The sequence below is a fragment of the Streptomyces sp. Ag109_O5-1 genome (genome assembly GCF_003814875.1).
Classification (GTDB): Bacteria; Actinomycetota; Actinomycetes; order Streptomycetales; family Streptomycetaceae; genus Streptomyces; species Streptomyces sasae.
Map to the genome: position 1 here is coordinate 6,099,887 of NZ_RKQF01000001.1, position 15,260 is coordinate 6,115,146.

Annotated in this window: 13 protein-coding genes; 5 read left to right on the forward strand and 8 right to left on the reverse strand. The window is 70.8% G+C overall.

Translation table 11 applies throughout. The features are described 5' to 3' along the window. Positions 1 to 160 precede the first annotated feature (160 nt). Positions 161 to 1,798: a protein kinase domain-containing protein gene (locus tag EDD90_RS27470; RefSeq protein ID WP_123975661.1), complete on the forward strand. Its 1,638-nt coding sequence runs from the start codon at positions 161 to 163 to the stop codon at positions 1,796 to 1,798. A 99-nt stretch (positions 1,799 to 1,897) separates the two neighbouring features. On the opposite strand, the gene EDD90_RS27475 is transcribed toward EDD90_RS27470, so the two are convergent. Then, entirely contained in the window at positions 1,898 to 2,437 is a 540-nt protein-coding gene (locus EDD90_RS27475; protein ID WP_123975662.1) for a bacterial proteasome activator family protein, read from the reverse strand. 188 nt (positions 2,438 to 2,625) lie between these two features. On the opposite strand from EDD90_RS27475, the gene EDD90_RS27480 reads away from it, so the two are divergent. Beyond that, positions 2,626 to 3,165, forward strand: coding sequence for a hypothetical protein (locus tag EDD90_RS27480; protein ID WP_123975663.1), 540 nt, complete (start codon positions 2,626 to 2,628; stop codon positions 3,163 to 3,165). Positions 3,166 to 3,193: 28 nt separating this feature from the next. On the opposite strand, the gene EDD90_RS27485 is transcribed toward EDD90_RS27480, so the two are convergent. Beyond that, on the reverse strand, positions 3,194 to 4,174 hold the full coding sequence (locus tag EDD90_RS27485) for an NAD(P)H-quinone oxidoreductase (RefSeq protein ID WP_123975664.1): 981 nt from the start codon (positions 4,172 to 4,174) through the stop codon (positions 3,194 to 3,196). A 212-nt stretch (positions 4,175 to 4,386) separates the two neighbouring features. Between EDD90_RS27485 and EDD90_RS55675 the strand changes: the two genes are divergently transcribed. Further along, positions 4,387 to 4,818, forward strand: a complete 432-nt coding sequence (locus tag EDD90_RS55675; RefSeq protein ID WP_185149244.1) for a hypothetical protein — start codon at positions 4,387 to 4,389, stop codon at positions 4,816 to 4,818. A gap of 66 nt (positions 4,819 to 4,884) precedes the next feature. On the opposite strand, the gene EDD90_RS55680 is transcribed toward EDD90_RS55675, so the two are convergent. Beyond that, the gene (locus tag EDD90_RS55680; RefSeq protein WP_185149245.1) at positions 4,885 to 5,496 is read right to left on the reverse strand and encodes a hypothetical protein; all 612 of its coding nucleotides are present in this window, start codon (positions 5,494 to 5,496) and stop codon (positions 4,885 to 4,887) included. A 247-nt stretch (positions 5,497 to 5,743) separates the two neighbouring features. Here EDD90_RS55680 and EDD90_RS27500 point away from each other — a divergent pair, with 247 nt between their 5' ends. After that, positions 5,744 to 8,347 carry an AAA family ATPase gene (locus tag EDD90_RS27500; RefSeq protein WP_123975665.1) on the forward strand — a complete coding sequence of 868 codons (2,604 nt, stop codon included), beginning with the start codon at positions 5,744 to 5,746 and terminating at the stop codon, positions 8,345 to 8,347. Between the two features lie 303 nt (positions 8,348 to 8,650). On the opposite strand, the gene EDD90_RS27505 is transcribed toward EDD90_RS27500, so the two are convergent. The 5 genes from EDD90_RS27505 to pdhA form a co-directional block, all read right to left on the reverse strand. Beyond that, positions 8,651 to 10,024, reverse strand: coding sequence for a molybdopterin molybdotransferase MoeA (locus tag EDD90_RS27505; RefSeq protein WP_123975666.1), 1,374 nt, complete (start codon positions 10,022 to 10,024; stop codon positions 8,651 to 8,653). Next, complete coding sequence (locus EDD90_RS27510; protein ID WP_123975667.1) at positions 10,021 to 10,962, reverse strand: NTP transferase domain-containing protein; 942 nt, start codon at positions 10,960 to 10,962, stop codon at positions 10,021 to 10,023. The genes EDD90_RS27505 and EDD90_RS27510 overlap by 4 nt, the downstream gene beginning before the upstream one ends. A gap of 144 nt (positions 10,963 to 11,106) precedes the next feature. After that, the gene (locus EDD90_RS27515) at positions 11,107 to 12,435 is read right to left on the reverse strand and encodes a dihydrolipoamide acetyltransferase family protein (RefSeq protein ID WP_123975668.1); all 1,329 of its coding nucleotides are present in this window, start codon (positions 12,433 to 12,435) and stop codon (positions 11,107 to 11,109) included. After that, positions 12,435 to 13,439, reverse strand: a complete 1,005-nt coding sequence (locus EDD90_RS27520; protein WP_123975669.1) for an alpha-ketoacid dehydrogenase subunit beta — start codon at positions 13,437 to 13,439, stop codon at positions 12,435 to 12,437. Before EDD90_RS27520 ends, EDD90_RS27515 begins: the two co-directional genes overlap by 1 nt. Beyond that, a complete protein-coding gene (gene pdhA / locus EDD90_RS27525) occupies positions 13,439 to 14,584 on the reverse strand; it encodes a pyruvate dehydrogenase (acetyl-transferring) E1 component subunit alpha (RefSeq protein ID WP_123975670.1) in 1,146 nt (381 codons plus the stop codon). The genes EDD90_RS27520 and pdhA overlap by 1 nt, the downstream gene beginning before the upstream one ends. A gap of 186 nt (positions 14,585 to 14,770) precedes the next feature. Between pdhA and EDD90_RS27530 the strand changes: the two genes are divergently transcribed. Further along, positions 14,771 to 15,259, forward strand: coding sequence for an Lrp/AsnC family transcriptional regulator (locus EDD90_RS27530; RefSeq protein WP_123981707.1), 489 nt, complete (start codon positions 14,771 to 14,773; stop codon positions 15,257 to 15,259). The last annotated feature ends 1 nt before the right edge of the window (position 15,260 follow it).

Genomic DNA, 15,260 nt, shown 5'->3' on the forward strand with positions numbered 1-15,260 from the left:
CCGGAGGTACGGCGGCTGTAACGCTTCCGCGAGTCTTCTTTCGCGTACGGTCACGGAACGGGCACCGCGCTTGACGTGTCAGTGCCCTGGGGCAGACTTGGCCGGGAATGAGACATTCGATCAACAAGGGTGCCTGAATGCCGGGCGGGGGACGGGGAAAATGAGCCAGGACGGCACACACGGCCGTTACACGGGGCGGGCTCTGGCCGGTGGCCGCTACCAGCTGCGCGACCTGCTCGGCGAGGGCGGCATGGCCTCCGTGCACCTGGCGTACGACACGGTCCTGGACCGTCAGGTCGCGATCAAGACCCTGCACACCGAACTCGGCCGGGAACAGGCCTTCCGCGAGCGCTTCCGCCGCGAGGCCCAGGCAGTGGCCAAGCTCACGCACACCAATATCGTCTCCGTCTTCGACACGGGCGAGGACGAGCTGGACGGCTCGACGATGCCGTACATCGTCATGGAGTACGTCGAGGGCCGCCCGCTCGGCTCGGTGCTGGAGGAGGACATACGGCAGTTCGGCGCGATGCCCGCCGACAAGGCTCTGAAGATCACCGCCGATGTGCTGGCCGCGCTGGAGATCAGCCACGAGATGGGCCTGGTCCACCGCGACATCAAGCCCGGCAACGTGATGACGACCAAGCGCGGGGTCGTCAAGGTCATGGACTTCGGCATCGCCCGGGCCATGCAGTCCGGGGTCACCTCGATGACCCAGACCGGCATGGTCGTCGGCACCCCGCAGTACCTGTCGCCGGAGCAGGCGCTGGGCCGGGGCGTGGACGCCCGCTCCGACCTCTACTCGGTCGGTATCATGCTGTTCCAGCTGGTCACCGGGCGGCTGCCGTTCGACGCGGACTCGCCGCTGGCGATCGCCTACGCGCATGTCCAGGAGGAGCCGGTGGCCCCCTCCTCGATCAACCGTTCGCTTCCCCCGGCCGTGGACGCGCTGGTCGCCCGCGCCCTGAAGAAGAACCCGAACGAGCGCTTCCCGACCGCCGAGTCCATGCGCGACGAGTGCCTGCGGGTGGCCGCCTCCCTGCAGCCGGCCCCGCCGAGCATCGTCCCGGGCGTCCCTCGGACGCAGAGCGGCTCCGGGGTCGGCTCCGCGGTGTTCCCGCCGGTCGGCCAGGCAACGCCGGCGCCTCCCGGACCGGTACAGACGCCGTACCAGCCGACTCCGGCCCCGAATCCGTACGGCACCCCGGCTCCTTCACCCGCGTACGGCTATCCGCAGCAGGCGGGCTACCAGACACCGGCCGGATACGCCCAGCCCGCGCCGTCCACCCCGCCGCCGTACACCATCGCCGCGCAGTCGCCGTCCTTGGGCGGAGGCGGGAAGAGCAACCGGCCGGTGGTCGTCGGGTCGATCGCGGTGTCACTGGTCGCGGTGATCGGACTGATCGTCGCTCTGGCGATCAACAACGGCGGCGATGACGACACCGGGAGCAGCGGCGGCGGTGGCGGCGGCACCGCGAGCGCCTCGGCCTCGCACGCGTCGGGCTACCGCGGGCCCGACACCTCGAAGACCGTCGAGACGACCGAGTGCACCGAGCCCGAGGAGTCCTACAACGACCCGGCCAAGGTGCGGGTCCCGGACTTCAAGTTCAAGTACATCAAGTCGGTCAAGGCGTGCTTCCAGGCCGCCGGATGGCGGATGAAGATCACTTACGAGGACGAGAACACATACGGCGACGGCACGATCATGGACGAGTTCCCGTCCGCCGGCACGGACGTCGACCCGAAGAACGTGCCGACCATCGAACTCAAGGTGTCGACGGGCAACCCGCCGACCGGCTGAGACGCGCGGACGTGAGCGGACGTGACAAGGGCCCGGCGGTTCGCGCCGGGCCCTTTCGCCTTCTACGAGTCCTGGAGGCCCTGGAGGCCCTACAAGGTCCTAGAGGTACGGTCCGCCGGAGCGGCCGGCCGGGCCGTGCTCGTCGCCCTCGTGGCCGACGCCCGGCGGCAGCGCACGGCGCATCTGCTCCAGCTGGGCGCGGGCGGCCATCTGCTGGGCGAACAGGGTCGTCTGGATCCCGTGGAAGAGCCCCTCGAGCCAGCCCACCAACTGGGCCTGCGCGATGCGCAGTTCCGCGTCGGACGGAGTCGAGTTCTCGGTGAAGGGCAGCGAGAGCCGCTCCAGCTCCTCCACCAGCTCCGGCGCCAGACCGTCCTCCAGCTCCTTGACCGAGCTGGCGTGGATCTCCTTGAGCCGGACCCGGCTGGCCTCGTCGAGGGGAGCCGCTCGCACCTCCTCCAGGAGCTGCTTGATCATGCTGCCGATCCGCATGACCTTGGCGGGCTGTTCCACCATCTCCGTCACCGGGATCTCGCGGGAGTCCTCGTCCCCGTTGCCGCCACCGAGCGCCATCCCGTCCTGGCCCACGACCAGGATCTGGGGATTCTCGGGCGACCGTTCGTTCCTCGGCATCTCCATGCCGCCATTCTCTCGCACGCGTACACCTCACCACCGTGGTGCCCCCCGTTGGAGCTGATCCACCTTTCCAGGCTGCCCCGGACCGGTCGTACACCCATCGGACTAACGAGAAATGACGGTTTTGCCATCGAATGTGAGGCTGGTGGGCGTCGGCCCTGACGACAACCGTGCTCCAGGAGGTCACCGACGTGACTCCAAGGCTGCAATTCCCTCTCGACGGCGTACGGCTCACGCCGGTCCGTCTGCTGCTCGTGCTCGCGGCGATCCTGCTGCCGTGCGACACGGCCGTCGCATACGGTCCCGATCCCCAGCCCTCGGACTCCGCCCGCGCCTCGGCCACCCCCGCTCCGTCCCGGGCCGGGACCCTGGCAGGTGAGGGCCGGACACGGCCGGGACGGCCCCAGGGACCGGCGGTGAAGATCGAGGGACAGGACCCGGACGGGGACGAGGACGGGGACCGGGACGGCACCGACGAGGAGACGGCGACGGAGCCGGCGGAGATCGGTGCCGAGAGCCCGGGCGCCGCCTCCGCGCAGCCGCCCCGGGAGGCCGACCTGGTGCCGCCCACCCAGTCCCAGCAGGCACGGCCCGCCCAGCAGGCCGTCACGCACACCGAGGACGGCGACACCGAGCCCGTGCTGCAGATCCTTCCGCTGGGCAGCGGCCTGGTCCTGATCGGCCTCGGACTCGGTCTGGCCTTCATCGGTCTGCGGGTGCGGCGGAGCTAGGGGCCGACGGCCTGCGGCTGCGGCGGGGCTATGGGGCGACGAGGAGGACCTTGCCGATGTGTTCGCTCGCCTCCACCACCCGCTGTGCCTGTGCCGCCTCCGCCATCGGCAGCTCCCGGTCGACGACCGGACGGACATGGCCCTGGGCGATCAGCGGCCACACATGCTCCCGCGCGGCCGCGACGATGGCCGCCTTCTCGGCGAGCGGACGGGCGCGCAGCGAGGTCGCGCTGACCGCGGCCCGCTTGCCGAGCAGCGCACCGATGTTCAGCTCGCCCTTGGCACCACCCTGCAGACCGATGATCGCGAGCCGCCCGTTGACGGCGAGGGCCTGCACGTTCCGGTCCAGGTACTTGGCGCCCATGTTGTCGAGGATGACGTCGGCACCCGCGCCGGCCGTGGCCTGCTTCACCTCGGCGACGAAGTCCTGCTCGCGGTAGTTGACCAGGATGTCCGCGCCGAGCTCGGCACAGAAGTCCAGCTTCTCCTTCGTACCCGCGGTGACCGCGACCTTGGCCCCGATCGCGCGCCCCAGCTGGATCGCCATGGTGCCGATACCGCTGGAGCCGCCATGCACGAGCAGCGTCTCGCCCGGGCGCAGATGGGAGATCATGAAGACGTTCGACCAGACCGTGCAGACCACCTCGGGGAGCGCGGCGGCCTGTCTGAGGTCCAGCCCCTCCGGCACCGGCAGCAGCTGCCCGGCCGGGACGGCGACCTTCTGGGCGTAGCCGCCGCCCGCGAGCAGCGCGCACACCTCGTCGCCGACCGACCAGCCGGAGACACCGGGCCCGAGCGCGGCGATGCGCCCGGAGCACTCCAGACCGGGATAGGGAGACGCGCCCGGCGGCGGGTCGTAGAAGCCCTGCCGTTGCATGATGTCGGCGCGGTTGACCGCACTGGCCACCACCTCGACCAGCACCTCGCCCTCGCCGGGTACGGGATCGGGGACCTCGTCCCACACCAGCGCCTCGGGCCCACCAGGTTCGGGAATCGTGATCGCATGCATACGGCGACGCTACTCTCCGTCCGGCGGCCGCGGCTCCCTCGACCGCTCCCTCGGCTCTTCTCACACCCGCTCATGGTCGCGTCACGGATTCTGAGGCTGTACGGGGGAAAAGGCGGCGGCTGCCGCGTGCCTAGTAATCATTCAAAGCCTGCCGTCGCCATCCTGTTCATTAAAGCCAAGATTCCACACAGGGACGACGAAAGGTCGATCGAGTGAAGCTCACCAAGCGGCTTGCCACCATCAGCACCGCTGCGACGGCGGCGATTCTCATCAGCGCCGGTGGCGCCCAGGCGCAAAGCGCCGGCGGATCGATCCCGCTTCTGGACAGCATTCCACTCCTGCGGGTCTTCCAACCGACGGGACTCGCCGGACTGGGCGACGCGGCGACCGGAACCCAAAGCACCAACAATAACAACAATAACAACGCCACCGGCGGCCCGAACAACAACAATAACAACAACTCGGGCAGGACGAACAACAACAATAACAACAACAACGGCGACACACCGACCCAAGGCGACGGGGGGATCGTCCCGCTTCTGGGTAAGTCACTTTTCAACTTCCAGGTCTGCTATCCGACAGGCCAGGCCGGAACCGGGCACAAGTTCCGCGGAAATCAGAACATCAACTGCCACCAAAGCTGAGGTCCGTACGCCGAACCAGTCCGGCGGCCGCGTGGATCTGCACCACCGGCCGCCAGACTCTGAACTTCACCCGTTGTTGTTATTGTTGTTGTTCGCGCCCCCGCCGCCGTTGTTGTTATTGTTGTTGTTGTTCCCGCCCCCGCCGCCGTTGTTGTTGTTATTGTTGTTGTTCGCGCCCCCGCCGCCGTTGTTGTTATTGTTGTTGTTGTTCGCGCCCCCGCCGCCGTTGTTGTTATTGTTGTTGTTGTTCGCGCCCCCGCCGCCGTTGTTGTTATTGTTGTTGTTGTTCGCGCCCCCGCCGCCGTTGTTGTTGTTATTGTTGTTGTTCGCGCCCCTGCCGCCGTTGTTGTTGTTATTGTTGTTGTTGTTCCGGCCTCCGTTGTTGTTGTTATTGTTGTTGTTGTTCCCGCCTCCGCCGTTGTTGTTGTTATTGTTGTTGTTGTTCCCGCCTCCGCCGTTGTTGTTGTTATTGTTGTTGTTCCGGCCTCCGTTGTTGTTGTTATTGTTGTTGTTGTGGTGCTTGTTGCCGTGGCCTCCACCGTTGTCACTCGGCACCACGGCGTGAACGCCGGTGGGCGTCGGGGCGGCGAAGGCGGTGGAAGGCGCCAGGGCGCCTCCTGCGGCCAGTGCGGCCGATGCCGTCAGTACCGCTGTGCGTTTTGCGATCTTCTTGATCATGGCAATTCCTTCTCGATGTGAGGGACCGTTTCGATTTGCGGCCCAATTCGGACGGCGGAGGACAGCTTTACGTGTCTCATTCGCGAAACACGGGCCTCCGCAATCTCTCCTGGAATCGTGCCCTGCCGTGGACGGGGGCACATCGGGCGGAGACCCCAAATTGCACTCGGCGTACCCCACATCTCAGCCTCGGAACCCCGGCCGGATCTTTTGCGCAGCTCCGGCCACAGGCGGAAACTGGCTGGTAATGAACCTGCTAGAGCGAGAGGCTTTGCTCCAGGACCTCACCAGCCACCTGCAGGATGCCGTGAGCGGCCCTGGACGTCTGGCCCTTGTGCGCGGCGAGGCCGGTATCGGGAAGACCACCGTGGTCAACCGTCTGGCCCAGCTGGCCGATCCCCACATCCGGATCCTGGTCGGCGCCTGCGACCCGCTGGCCGTACCCCGCCCCCTGGGCCCCCTGATGGATCTGGCCCCTCGCCTGGGCCAGGCGGCACGCACCGTCGTTGCCGGGGCCCTGGCGGGTACCTGCCGTCCCGACGAGGTCTTCGACTGCCTGCTGGCCGACCTGAACGCCTACCCCAGCCTGCTCGTCGTGGAGGACGTTCACTGGGCCGATGAGGCCACGATGGACCTGCTGCGACACCTGGCCCGGCGGCTGCCCAGCGTTCCGGCGTTGGTGGTGGCCACCTACCGGGACGACGAGATCGGCCGCACCCACGACCTGACCGCTCTCCTCGGCACCCTGGCCGCCTATCCCTGGGTGTGCCGCCACGACCTGGCCCCGCTGAGCCGTCGGGCCGTGGGCCGGCTGGCTGCCGGACACGCCGTGGACGCCGAGCAGGTGTACCGCGTCTCCGGCGGCAACCCGTTCATCGTCACCCAGATCCTGGCCGCCCCCGCCGAGTTCATCCCGGCCACCGTGCGCGAGGCCGTCGCCGGCCGCCTGGCCGGTCTGACGGCCACGGCTCGCCGGGCCGTCGACGTGCTGGCCGTCCTGGGGCGCCGGGTCGCGCTGCCGTTGTTGGCCAGCATGCTGCCGGGCCTGGAGGAGACGCTCGACGAGGCCGTGGCCGCTGGAATCGTGCGAACCGACGGTCAGGTGACCGAGTTCCGCCACGAGCTGACCCGGCTGGCGGTGCTCGAGTCCGTTCCCGCCGCTCACCGTCTGCAGGTGCACCGGCAGGTGCTGGCGGCGATGCGGTCCCGCCCGATCGCCGCGGATGATCTGGCGCTGCTGGCCGATCATGCCGAAGGTGCCGGGGATCCGGTTGCCGTCCTGGAGTACGCGCCCGACGCGGCCACCCACGCTGCCGCGTCGGGTGCGCACCGGGAGGCGGCCGCGCAGTACGCCCGCGCCCTGCGGTACGCCGACCGTCTGCCGACCGACCGACGGACCGACCTGCTGGAGGGCCATTCGCAGGCATGTCTCCTGTCCAGTCAGTTGGATGAGGGGATCGCTTCCGGCCGCAGGGCGGTCAAGCTGCGCCGTGCCCTGGGCGACCGGCGGCACGAGGGGGACGACCTGCGCTGGCTGTCGTGCTGGCTGTGGCTGATCGGGCGGACTGTCGAGGCCAGACGCACCGGCCAGGCTGCCGTGCGGGTGCTCGAAGGCCTGGAGCCGGGCCGGGAACTGGCCAGGGCATACCTGAACCTCTGCCAACTGGCCTGCTACGAACATGAGCCGGTGGCGGTGACCGCCGCCTACGCCGAGAAGACGATCGCTCTGGGCGAGCGCTTCGGCGATGCGGGGGCCGTCGTACAGGCCCGCTTCCATGCCTCGGCGGCACGCATGTTGGACCAGGGAGCCGGCTGGGAGAACTGCGAAAAGGCGGTGTCCAGCGCGATGGCACAGGATCTGCCGGAGGACGCGGGTCTTCTGGCGCTCATCATGTCCTGGTTCACGGTGCTGCAGGGTGATACCGACCGGACCGCGGCGGCCGTGGACCGGGCGGAGGCGTATTGCCTGGATCACGGACTGCTGTCCTACCTGCTGTGCACAAGGGCCTGGAACAGCTGGGGCCTGCTGAACCGGGGCCTGTGCGCCGAGGCCGCCGAGGCCGCGCAGAACGTCTTGTCCCACCCCGGCTCGCCACCGGTGGTCCGGTCCCTGGCCCTGACCGTGCTGGGTCTGGTGCGGGCCCGCCAGGGCAAGGCTCAGGTCTGGCCGCTGCTGGAGCAGGCGGCGAGCCTCGTCGACTCCGACTGTCTGCTGGACACAGGCCTGGGGTGGGAGGCCCGCGTCGAGACGGCCTGGCTGCTCGGTGACCACGAGCTGGTGCAGGCAGAGGCACAACGCGGTCTGGACGCGTTGGCGAATCGTGGCCACCCCTGGTTGTCCGGGCCCCTGGCCTGCTGGGTCCGCCGCGTCGGAGGAGTGCCGCCGCCCGTGGCCGCGGCAGGACCCTACGCGCTGGAGCTGGCCGGCGACTGGGCCGGCGCCGCGGCCCAGTGGGACGGACTCGGCCGCCCGTACCATGCCGCGCTGGTCCGCCTGTCCGGCGACGCGTCCGCGCTGCACCAGGCGTTGGCCACCTTCGAGGCCCTCGGGGCCCGGGCGGCCGTGGGGCGCACCCGCGCCATGATGCGTTCCCGCGGTGTCCGCCCGATCCGGCGCGGCCCGCGGGCGGCCACCCGGTCCAACCCGTACGGGCTGACCATCCGGGAAATGGACGTCCTCAAGCTGCTGCACGAGGGCTTGTCGGACGCCGAGATCGCCGCCCGTCTCTATATCGCCCCCAAGACCGCTGGGCATCACGTGGGCGCGGTACTGGCCAAACTCGGCGTCCACACACGCCAGGAAGCCGCCCGGAAAGTCCACGATTCCGATCACACGCAACCGCACGGGTGATGAGAATGCAGAGATCAGCATTCCGCAGCATCAGCCTCATAGCCGCACTCACCTGCTGTGCGGTGTTTGGCGCACAGGGCGCGTCAAGCGCCGGGGCATCCCCGAAGTCGGCCCTTCAGTGTTATGCGACACACCACAGCCCGCACACGATCGTGTGCTACCGGAACTCCTGGAAGGCCGAGTTCAGACACGGCGACATGGTCTACGTCCCCATTCTCATCCAGGTGCCGACACCTTCACGTCCGCCGTCCGTGGTGATCGTCGGCAGTCTGGACGACATTCACCCGTGACGGCTCGGACGTTTCACGTGAAACACACCCCGATACCCGCGGTCGCCCACGGCAGGTCAAGGAGTTCCGTCTCCTCACCCCGTTGTGCCCCGCCCGGCGGTACGACCGCGAGCCCGTCGGCTGCGGCGATGCCACGGAGCATCGCCGGGCCGTTGTAGTGCAGCGGGACGGCGGCGTCACCACGCAGGACAACCGGGATGAGCCGGGTGTCGTACGGGTGGCCGTGCGTCGTCTCCGCCAGCGGCACTGCGTACGGCTCGGGGGCCGGGTGGGCGGCGAGGGTGCGCAGCAGGGGTTCGGCGAGGGTGAGCAGGCCGGAGACGGCGGCGAGGGGGTTGCCGGGGAGGCCGACGAGGTGCTGGTTCTGCTTGATACGGGCCAGCAGCATGGGGTGACCGGGCCGCACCTGGACGCCGTCGACGAGGAGTTCGGCGCCGATGCGCTCCAGCGTGGGGTGGACATGGTCCACCGGACCGGAGGCGGTGCCGCCCGTGGTGACGACGAGATCGGCCTTGGACGAGGTGATCGCCCGGTGCAGGGCCTTGGCGTCGTCGCCGATCCGGCGTACGGCGGTCACCTCGGCGCCGAGCGCCCGCAGCCAGGGCGGCAGCATCGGGCCGAGCGCATCCCGGATGAGCCCTTCGCGCGGAAGCCCCTCGGTCAGCAACTCGTCGCCCAGGACTAGGACTTCGGCGCGGGGCCGGGGGACGGCGGTGACGGTGTCGTACCCGGCCGCCGCGGCGAGGCCGAGAACTGCCGGGGTGACCAGGGTGCCGACGGGCAGCAACTGGTCGCCGGTACGGCATTCCTGGCCGCGCGGGCGGATGTCCTGGCCGTGGGCGGTCTCGCGGGTGGGATGCAGCCGTCCCTGGGTGTCGATGCGGCCGTGCTCGCTGCGGAGCACGGCGGTGGTGTCCGCCGGGACCCGGGCGCCGGTCGCGATCCGGACCGCCTCGCCGTCGGTGAGCGGCTCGGGCTGCGCATGCCCGGCCAGTACGCCCTGCTCGCGCACCTGCCAGGGGCCAGGGCCCGCGACCGCCCAGCCGTCCATCGCGGAGGTGTCGAAGGAGGGCAGGTCGGTGAGTGCGTCCAGCGGGGCGGCGAGGGTCAGTCCGAGGGCGCCCGTGAGCGGCACGGAGACGGGGGCCCGGCGGGCGCCGGAGCGGGCGGCGCGGGCGGCGATCTCGCGGGCCCGGGGCCAGGGGGTGGCGCGGTGACGGTACGCCGACCGGCCGCCGGAGGCGTGCTCGCCGTGGGAGGCGGACGCGGGGGGCGCGCCCTCTCGGGGTTGTCGGGGCTCTCTCACGAGGGCGAGCGCCTCCTCGACGTCGAGATCGTCGTCGGTGTCCGTGGGGGTCGCGCCGGCCCGGATCCCGGGGGCCGTCACCGGCCGGGCCCGGGGGCGGGGGTGTCGGAGGCCGGCTCGGCGGAGCCGGATTCACCGGAAGCGGGCTGCTCCGGAGCCGGCTGCTGCTCGGGAGAGTTCGCCTCTTCCTCCCAGCGCAGGGCCAGCGCGACGGCCTTGCGGGCCGCGTCGGCGACCGCCTCGGGTCCGCCCTTGCCCTGCGCTGCCGCGTAGCCGACGAGGAACGTGGTCAGCGGAGCGGCCGGGCGGGCCACACCGTGCGCGGCGTCCCGGGCCAGATCGAGCAGGACGCGGGTGTCGACGTCCAGGTCGATGCCCAGCTCGTCCTTGACTGCGGAGATCCATTCATCCAACACGTGCCCATGCTCCCTGATGCGTGCCCTGGCGTCGGCGATGTCGTCCCAGGTGTCGCAGTCGAAGGACGCGAGCGGGTCCGGGACGCGGGTGATGTTCAGTACGGCGGTCAGGCGCCGAAGGGGGAGGCCGGTGAGGCCGCGGTCGCCTTCGGCCAGGGCCGACAGTGCGTGGCGCAGCGCCGGCGTGCGGTAGGCCGCCACGAGGGGTTGGTCCCTGCCGTCGGCGTCGGTGAGCAGCGCCGCGTCCGCGCCGGAGGTGTGCAGGGCGGACAACAGGCGCCCCACCGTCGCCTCTTCGAGGAACGGGAGGTCGGCGGAGAGGACGACCGCGCAGCCGGCGGCGGTGTGACGCAGGCCGGCGTCGAGGGCGGCGACCGGGCCGCCGCCCGGGGGGTCCTCGCGGGTCCAGTGAACCGGGCGCGAGGTGGGGCGGGGGGTGGCCACGACGACGGTCCGCCGCGCGCCGGCGCAGGCCGCGAGGACACGGTCGAGCAGGGGGCGGCCGCCTACTCGGACGGAAGGTTTGTCGGCCCCGCCGAGCCGCTTCGCGGCGCCGCCGGCCAGCACGATCGCGTCGTGGGGCTGCGGCTCGGTGTCGGTCACCTTTCGAGTATGGGGTGCGTTCTGATCACGGGGAACAGGTGGTGGTGTGGCGCCCAAGGGGGCGGGGCTGTGTGTGCGTGCGCGAGTGCGGGTGCGTCGTGGCTGGTCGCGCAGTTCCCCGCGCCCCTGAGGGGCGCGCTGCAGTCAGACCGTTCTGAGAAGTACCGCCGGGTTTTCCACGCAGTCGGCCACGAAGCGCAGGAAGCCGCCTGCTGTGCCGCCGTCGCAGACCCGGTGGTCGAAGGTGAGGGAAAGCTGGACGACTTGGCGGACCGCCAGCTCGCCCTCGTGGACCCATGGCTTCGGGACGATGCGGCCCACTCCCAGCATCGCCGCCTCGGGGTGGTTGATGATCGGGGTGGAGCCGTCGACGCCGAAGACGCCGTAGTTGTTCAACGTGAAGGTGCCGCCGGTGAGTTCCGCCGGGGTCAGGGCTCCGGCGTGGGCGGACTCGGTGAGGCGGGCGAACTCCGCCGTGAGGGACTCGGCGTCGCGGGTGTGGGCGTCCCGGACCACCGGGACGACCAGGCCCCGCTCGGTCTGGGCGGCGAAGCCCAGGTGGACCTGGTCGAGCTGGACGATCTCGCGGGCCTCGACGTCGACGTAGGAGTTCAGCTCGGGGTGACGGGCCAGGGCGGCGGTGCAGATCCGGGCGAGGAGCGCGAGGAGGGAGATCTTCGGGCCCGCCGTCGCGTTCATCGCGGTCCGCGCGCGCATCAGCTCCGTCGCGTCGGCGTCCACCCAGCAGGTCGCGTCGGGGATCTCCCGGCGGCTGCGGGAGAGTTTGTCGGCGACCACGCCCCGGATGCCCTTGAGGGGTGTGCGGGTGCCCGCGGACTCGGGCGGTGCGGTCCTGGCGCCCGCGCGGGCCGCGTTGGCGCGCAGGGCGTCCTCGACGTCGGCGCGGAGGATGAGCCCTTCGGGGCCCGAGCCCTCCAGCCGGCGCAGGTCGAGGCCGTTGTCGCGGGCCAGGCGGCGCACCAGCGGGGAGATCACCGGGGCAGGGCCGTCGGTGAGCGCGGCGGGCGGTACGGGCACGCGCGGGTGGGCCGCTGCTTCCGGCGCGGCGACCTGGTGCGGCCGTTCCGGGTCGGTGCTCCGGCCGGTCGTGCCGTTGGCCCGCTCCGGGGCGGACGTACGGACTCGTCGGCGGCGCTCCGGAGGCGTCCCCGTGCCGTAGCCCACCAGGACGTTGCCGGAGCCCTCCGCCTCGGGGACCGTGGCCGCCTCGCCGACGGCGACCGTCAGCAGCGGGGCGCCGACGGGCAGTTCGGTGCCCTCCTCGCCGAAGCGGGCGGTGACCACACCGCCGTAGGGGCAGGGAACCTCGACCATCGCCTTGGCCGTCTCGACCTCGACGACCGGCTGGTCGATCGCGACGACCTCGCCGACCTGGACCAGCCAGGTGACGATCACCGCCTCGGTGAGCCCCTCCCCGAGGTCGGGCAGTTTGAACTCCAGCACCTGTGCCATCAGCCCTCGGCCTCCCACTGCAGACGCGCCACCGCGTCCAGGATGCGGTCCACACCGGGCAGGTGGTGACGCTCCAGCATCGGGGGCGGGTAGGGAATGTCGAACCCGGCCACGCGCAGCACCGGCGCCTCCAGGTGGTGGAAGCAGCGCTCCGTGACCCGGGCCGCGATCTCCCCTCCCGGTCCGCCGAACCCGCCCGACTCGTGTACGACGACCGCTCGCCCGGTGCGCCGTACCGAGGCGCAGACCGTCTCGTCGTCGAACGGCACCAGGGAGCGCAGGTCGACGACTTCCAGGTCCCAGCCCTCCGCCTGGCCGGCCTCGGCGGCTTCGAGACAGACCGGTACTGACGGGCCGTAGGTGATGAGCGTGGCGCTGCGCCCTGTGCGGCGCACCACCGCGCGGCCGATGGGTTCAACGTCCGTCGGGTGCTCGGGGTTCCAGGAGTCCTTGGACCAGTACAGCCGCTTGGGTTCGAGGAAGACGACCGGGTCGTCGGAGGCGATGGACCTGCGCAGCAGGCCGTAGGCGTCGGCGACGGTGGCCGGGGTGACGACGTGCAGGCCGGGGGTGGCCATGTAGTAGGCCTCGGAGGAGTCGCTGTGGTGCTCCACGCCGCCGATGCCGCCGCCGTAGGGCACACGGACGGTGATCGGGAGGGGCATCCTGCCGCGGGTGCGGTTGCGCATCCGGGAGACATGGCTGATGAGCTGCTCGAAGGCGGGGTAGGCGAAGGCGTCGAACTGCATCTCAACGACCGGGCGCAGTCCGTACATCGCCATGCCCACCGCCGTGCCGAGGATGCCGGCCTCCGCGAGAGGGGTGTCGGTGCAGCGGGTCTCGCCGAACTCCTTGGCGAGGCCGTCGGTGACCCGGAAGACTCCGCCGAGGGCGCCGACGTCCTCGCCCATGACGTGCACGGACGGGTCGGCGGCCATCGCGTCGCGCAGCGCGCGGGTGAGGGCCTGGGCCATGGTGGCGGGCTTGACGGCGACGGTGGTCATCAGTGGCCGCCTTCCCGCTGGTCGTTCTGCGCGGCTTCCAGCTCGGCCCGCAACATGGCGCGCTGTTCGCGCAGTTGCCCGGTGGTCTCGGCGTAGACCTGGTCGAAGAGGTCCATGGGGTCGAGTTCCGGGTCGCGGTTCATGCGATCGCGCAGGTCCGCGGCCATGGTCTCGGCGTCCTCGCGCGCCCGGCGCACGATGTCCTCGTCCAGGAGCCCGCGGTCGGTCAGCTCGCGCTCAAGCAGCAGGATCGGGTCGTGGTCCCGCCAGGCGTCGACCTCGGCGTCACCCCGGTAGCGGGTGGCGTCGTCGGCGTTGGTGTGGGCCTCGATGCGGTAGGTCACCGCCTCGACCAGGGTGGGTCCGCCGCCCTCGCGCGCGTGCCGTACGGCGTCGGAGAGGACTTCGTGCACGGCGGCCGCGTCGTTGCCGTCGACCAGGCGGCCCGGCATGCCGTAGCCGACGGCCTTGTGGGCCAGGGAGGGGGCGGCGGTCTGCTTGGCGAGCGGGACGGAGATGGCGAAGCCGTTGTTCTGGACCAGGAAGACGACCGGGGCCTGCCAGACGGCGGCGAAGTTCAGCGCCTCGTGGAAGTCACCCTCGCTGGTGCCGCCGTCGCCGACCATGGCGAGCGCGACCACGTCGTCCCCTTTGAGGCGGGCCGCATGGGCGAGGCCCACGGCGTGCGGGAGCTGGGTGGCGAGCGGGGTGGAGAGCGGGGCCACACGGTGGGCGTGGGGGTCGTAGCCGGTGTGCCAGTCGCCGCGCAGCAGGGTGAGCGCCTCGACGGGGTCCACGCCCCGGGCGATCACCGCGAGGGTGTCGCGGTAGCTGGGGAAGAGCCAGTCCCGCTCCTGAAGGGCGAGGGCGGCGGCGACCTCGCAGGCCTCCTGGCCGGTGCTGGAGGGGTAGACGGCGAGCCGGCCCTGTTTGGTGAGGGCGGTGGCCTGTGCGTTGTACCTGCGGCCGCGCACGAGCTGGGTGTACAGCCGGCGCAGCAGCTCGGGGTCGGCCTTGGCGGCCGCCTCCGTGCCGAGGACACGGTACGGACGCTCGTCGGGCAGCAGCGGCGCGGGGTCCGTCCGGGGCTGCCAGGCGGGCGGCGGCGACGGACGGTACGCGCCGCGCTGCTCCATGACCGTCATGACGGCACCTCCTCATGGGGGTACGGGAGACGGATCGGCTGTGACCCGTCCCACCTACCGATTGTTCGGTCGTCGGCACATTTTGGCTACAGGCACCTTCAGGCTGTGGACAAACGGTTCTCCACAACCTGGAATGAACGCAGTACGTCCACGGCAGGAAGGCGGGGGGACATGGCTCCTGAACAAATGGCCGAGAGCCCGCAGGATCGCACAGCCCTGCCCCCCGCGCGCCCGCTGGACGCCATCGATCAGGACATCCTGCAGATCCTCCAGGCGGACGGCCGCGCGTCGATACGGTCGGTCGCCGAACGCGTCCATGTCTCGCGCGCCAACGCCTACGCGCGTATCAACCGTCTCATCGAGGACGGGGTGATCCGCGGTTTCGGGGCCCGGGTGGACCACGAGCGGGCGGGCCAGGGCACCTCGGCCTACATCACGCTGAAGATCGTCCAGAACACCTGGCGCACGGTCCGGGAGCAGCTGCGCCAGCTGCCCGGCGCCTCCCACATCGCCCTGGTGGGCGGAGACTTCGACGTCCTGCTGCTCGTGCACACGCCCGACAACAAGGCGCTGCGCGAGCTGGTGCTGACCCGGCTCCAGGCCATCCCCGAGGTGCTCAGCACCCGCACGCTGCTGGTGTTCGAGGAGGAGGACCTGGAGCCGGACGACGGCTGAC

Coding starts and splice junctions, on each gene's coding strand:
- EDD90_RS27475 (WP_123975662.1), bottom strand. CDS start 2,437: ATGGAGATGCCGAGGAACGAACGGTCGCCCGAGAATCCCCAGATCCTG.
- EDD90_RS27500 (WP_123975665.1), top strand. CDS start 5,744: ATGAACCTGCTAGAGCGAGAGGCTTTGCTCCAGGACCTCACCAGCCAC.
- EDD90_RS27520 (WP_123975669.1), bottom strand. CDS start 13,439: ATGACCACCGTCGCCGTCAAGCCCGCCACCATGGCCCAGGCCCTCACC.
- EDD90_RS27485 (WP_123975664.1), bottom strand. CDS start 4,174: ATGCATGCGATCACGATTCCCGAACCTGGTGGGCCCGAGGCGCTGGTG.
- EDD90_RS27515 (WP_123975668.1), bottom strand. CDS start 12,435: ATGGCACAGGTGCTGGAGTTCAAACTGCCCGACCTCGGGGAGGGGCTC.
- EDD90_RS27470 (WP_123975661.1), top strand. CDS start 161: ATGAGCCAGGACGGCACACACGGCCGTTACACGGGGCGGGCTCTGGCC.
- EDD90_RS27530 (WP_123981707.1), top strand. CDS start 14,771: ATGGCCGAGAGCCCGCAGGATCGCACAGCCCTGCCCCCCGCGCGCCCG.
- EDD90_RS55680 (WP_185149245.1), bottom strand. CDS start 5,496: ATGATCAAGAAGATCGCAAAACGCACAGCGGTACTGACGGCATCGGCC.
- pdhA (WP_123975670.1), bottom strand. CDS start 14,584: ATGACGGTCATGGAGCAGCGCGGCGCGTACCGTCCGTCGCCGCCGCCC.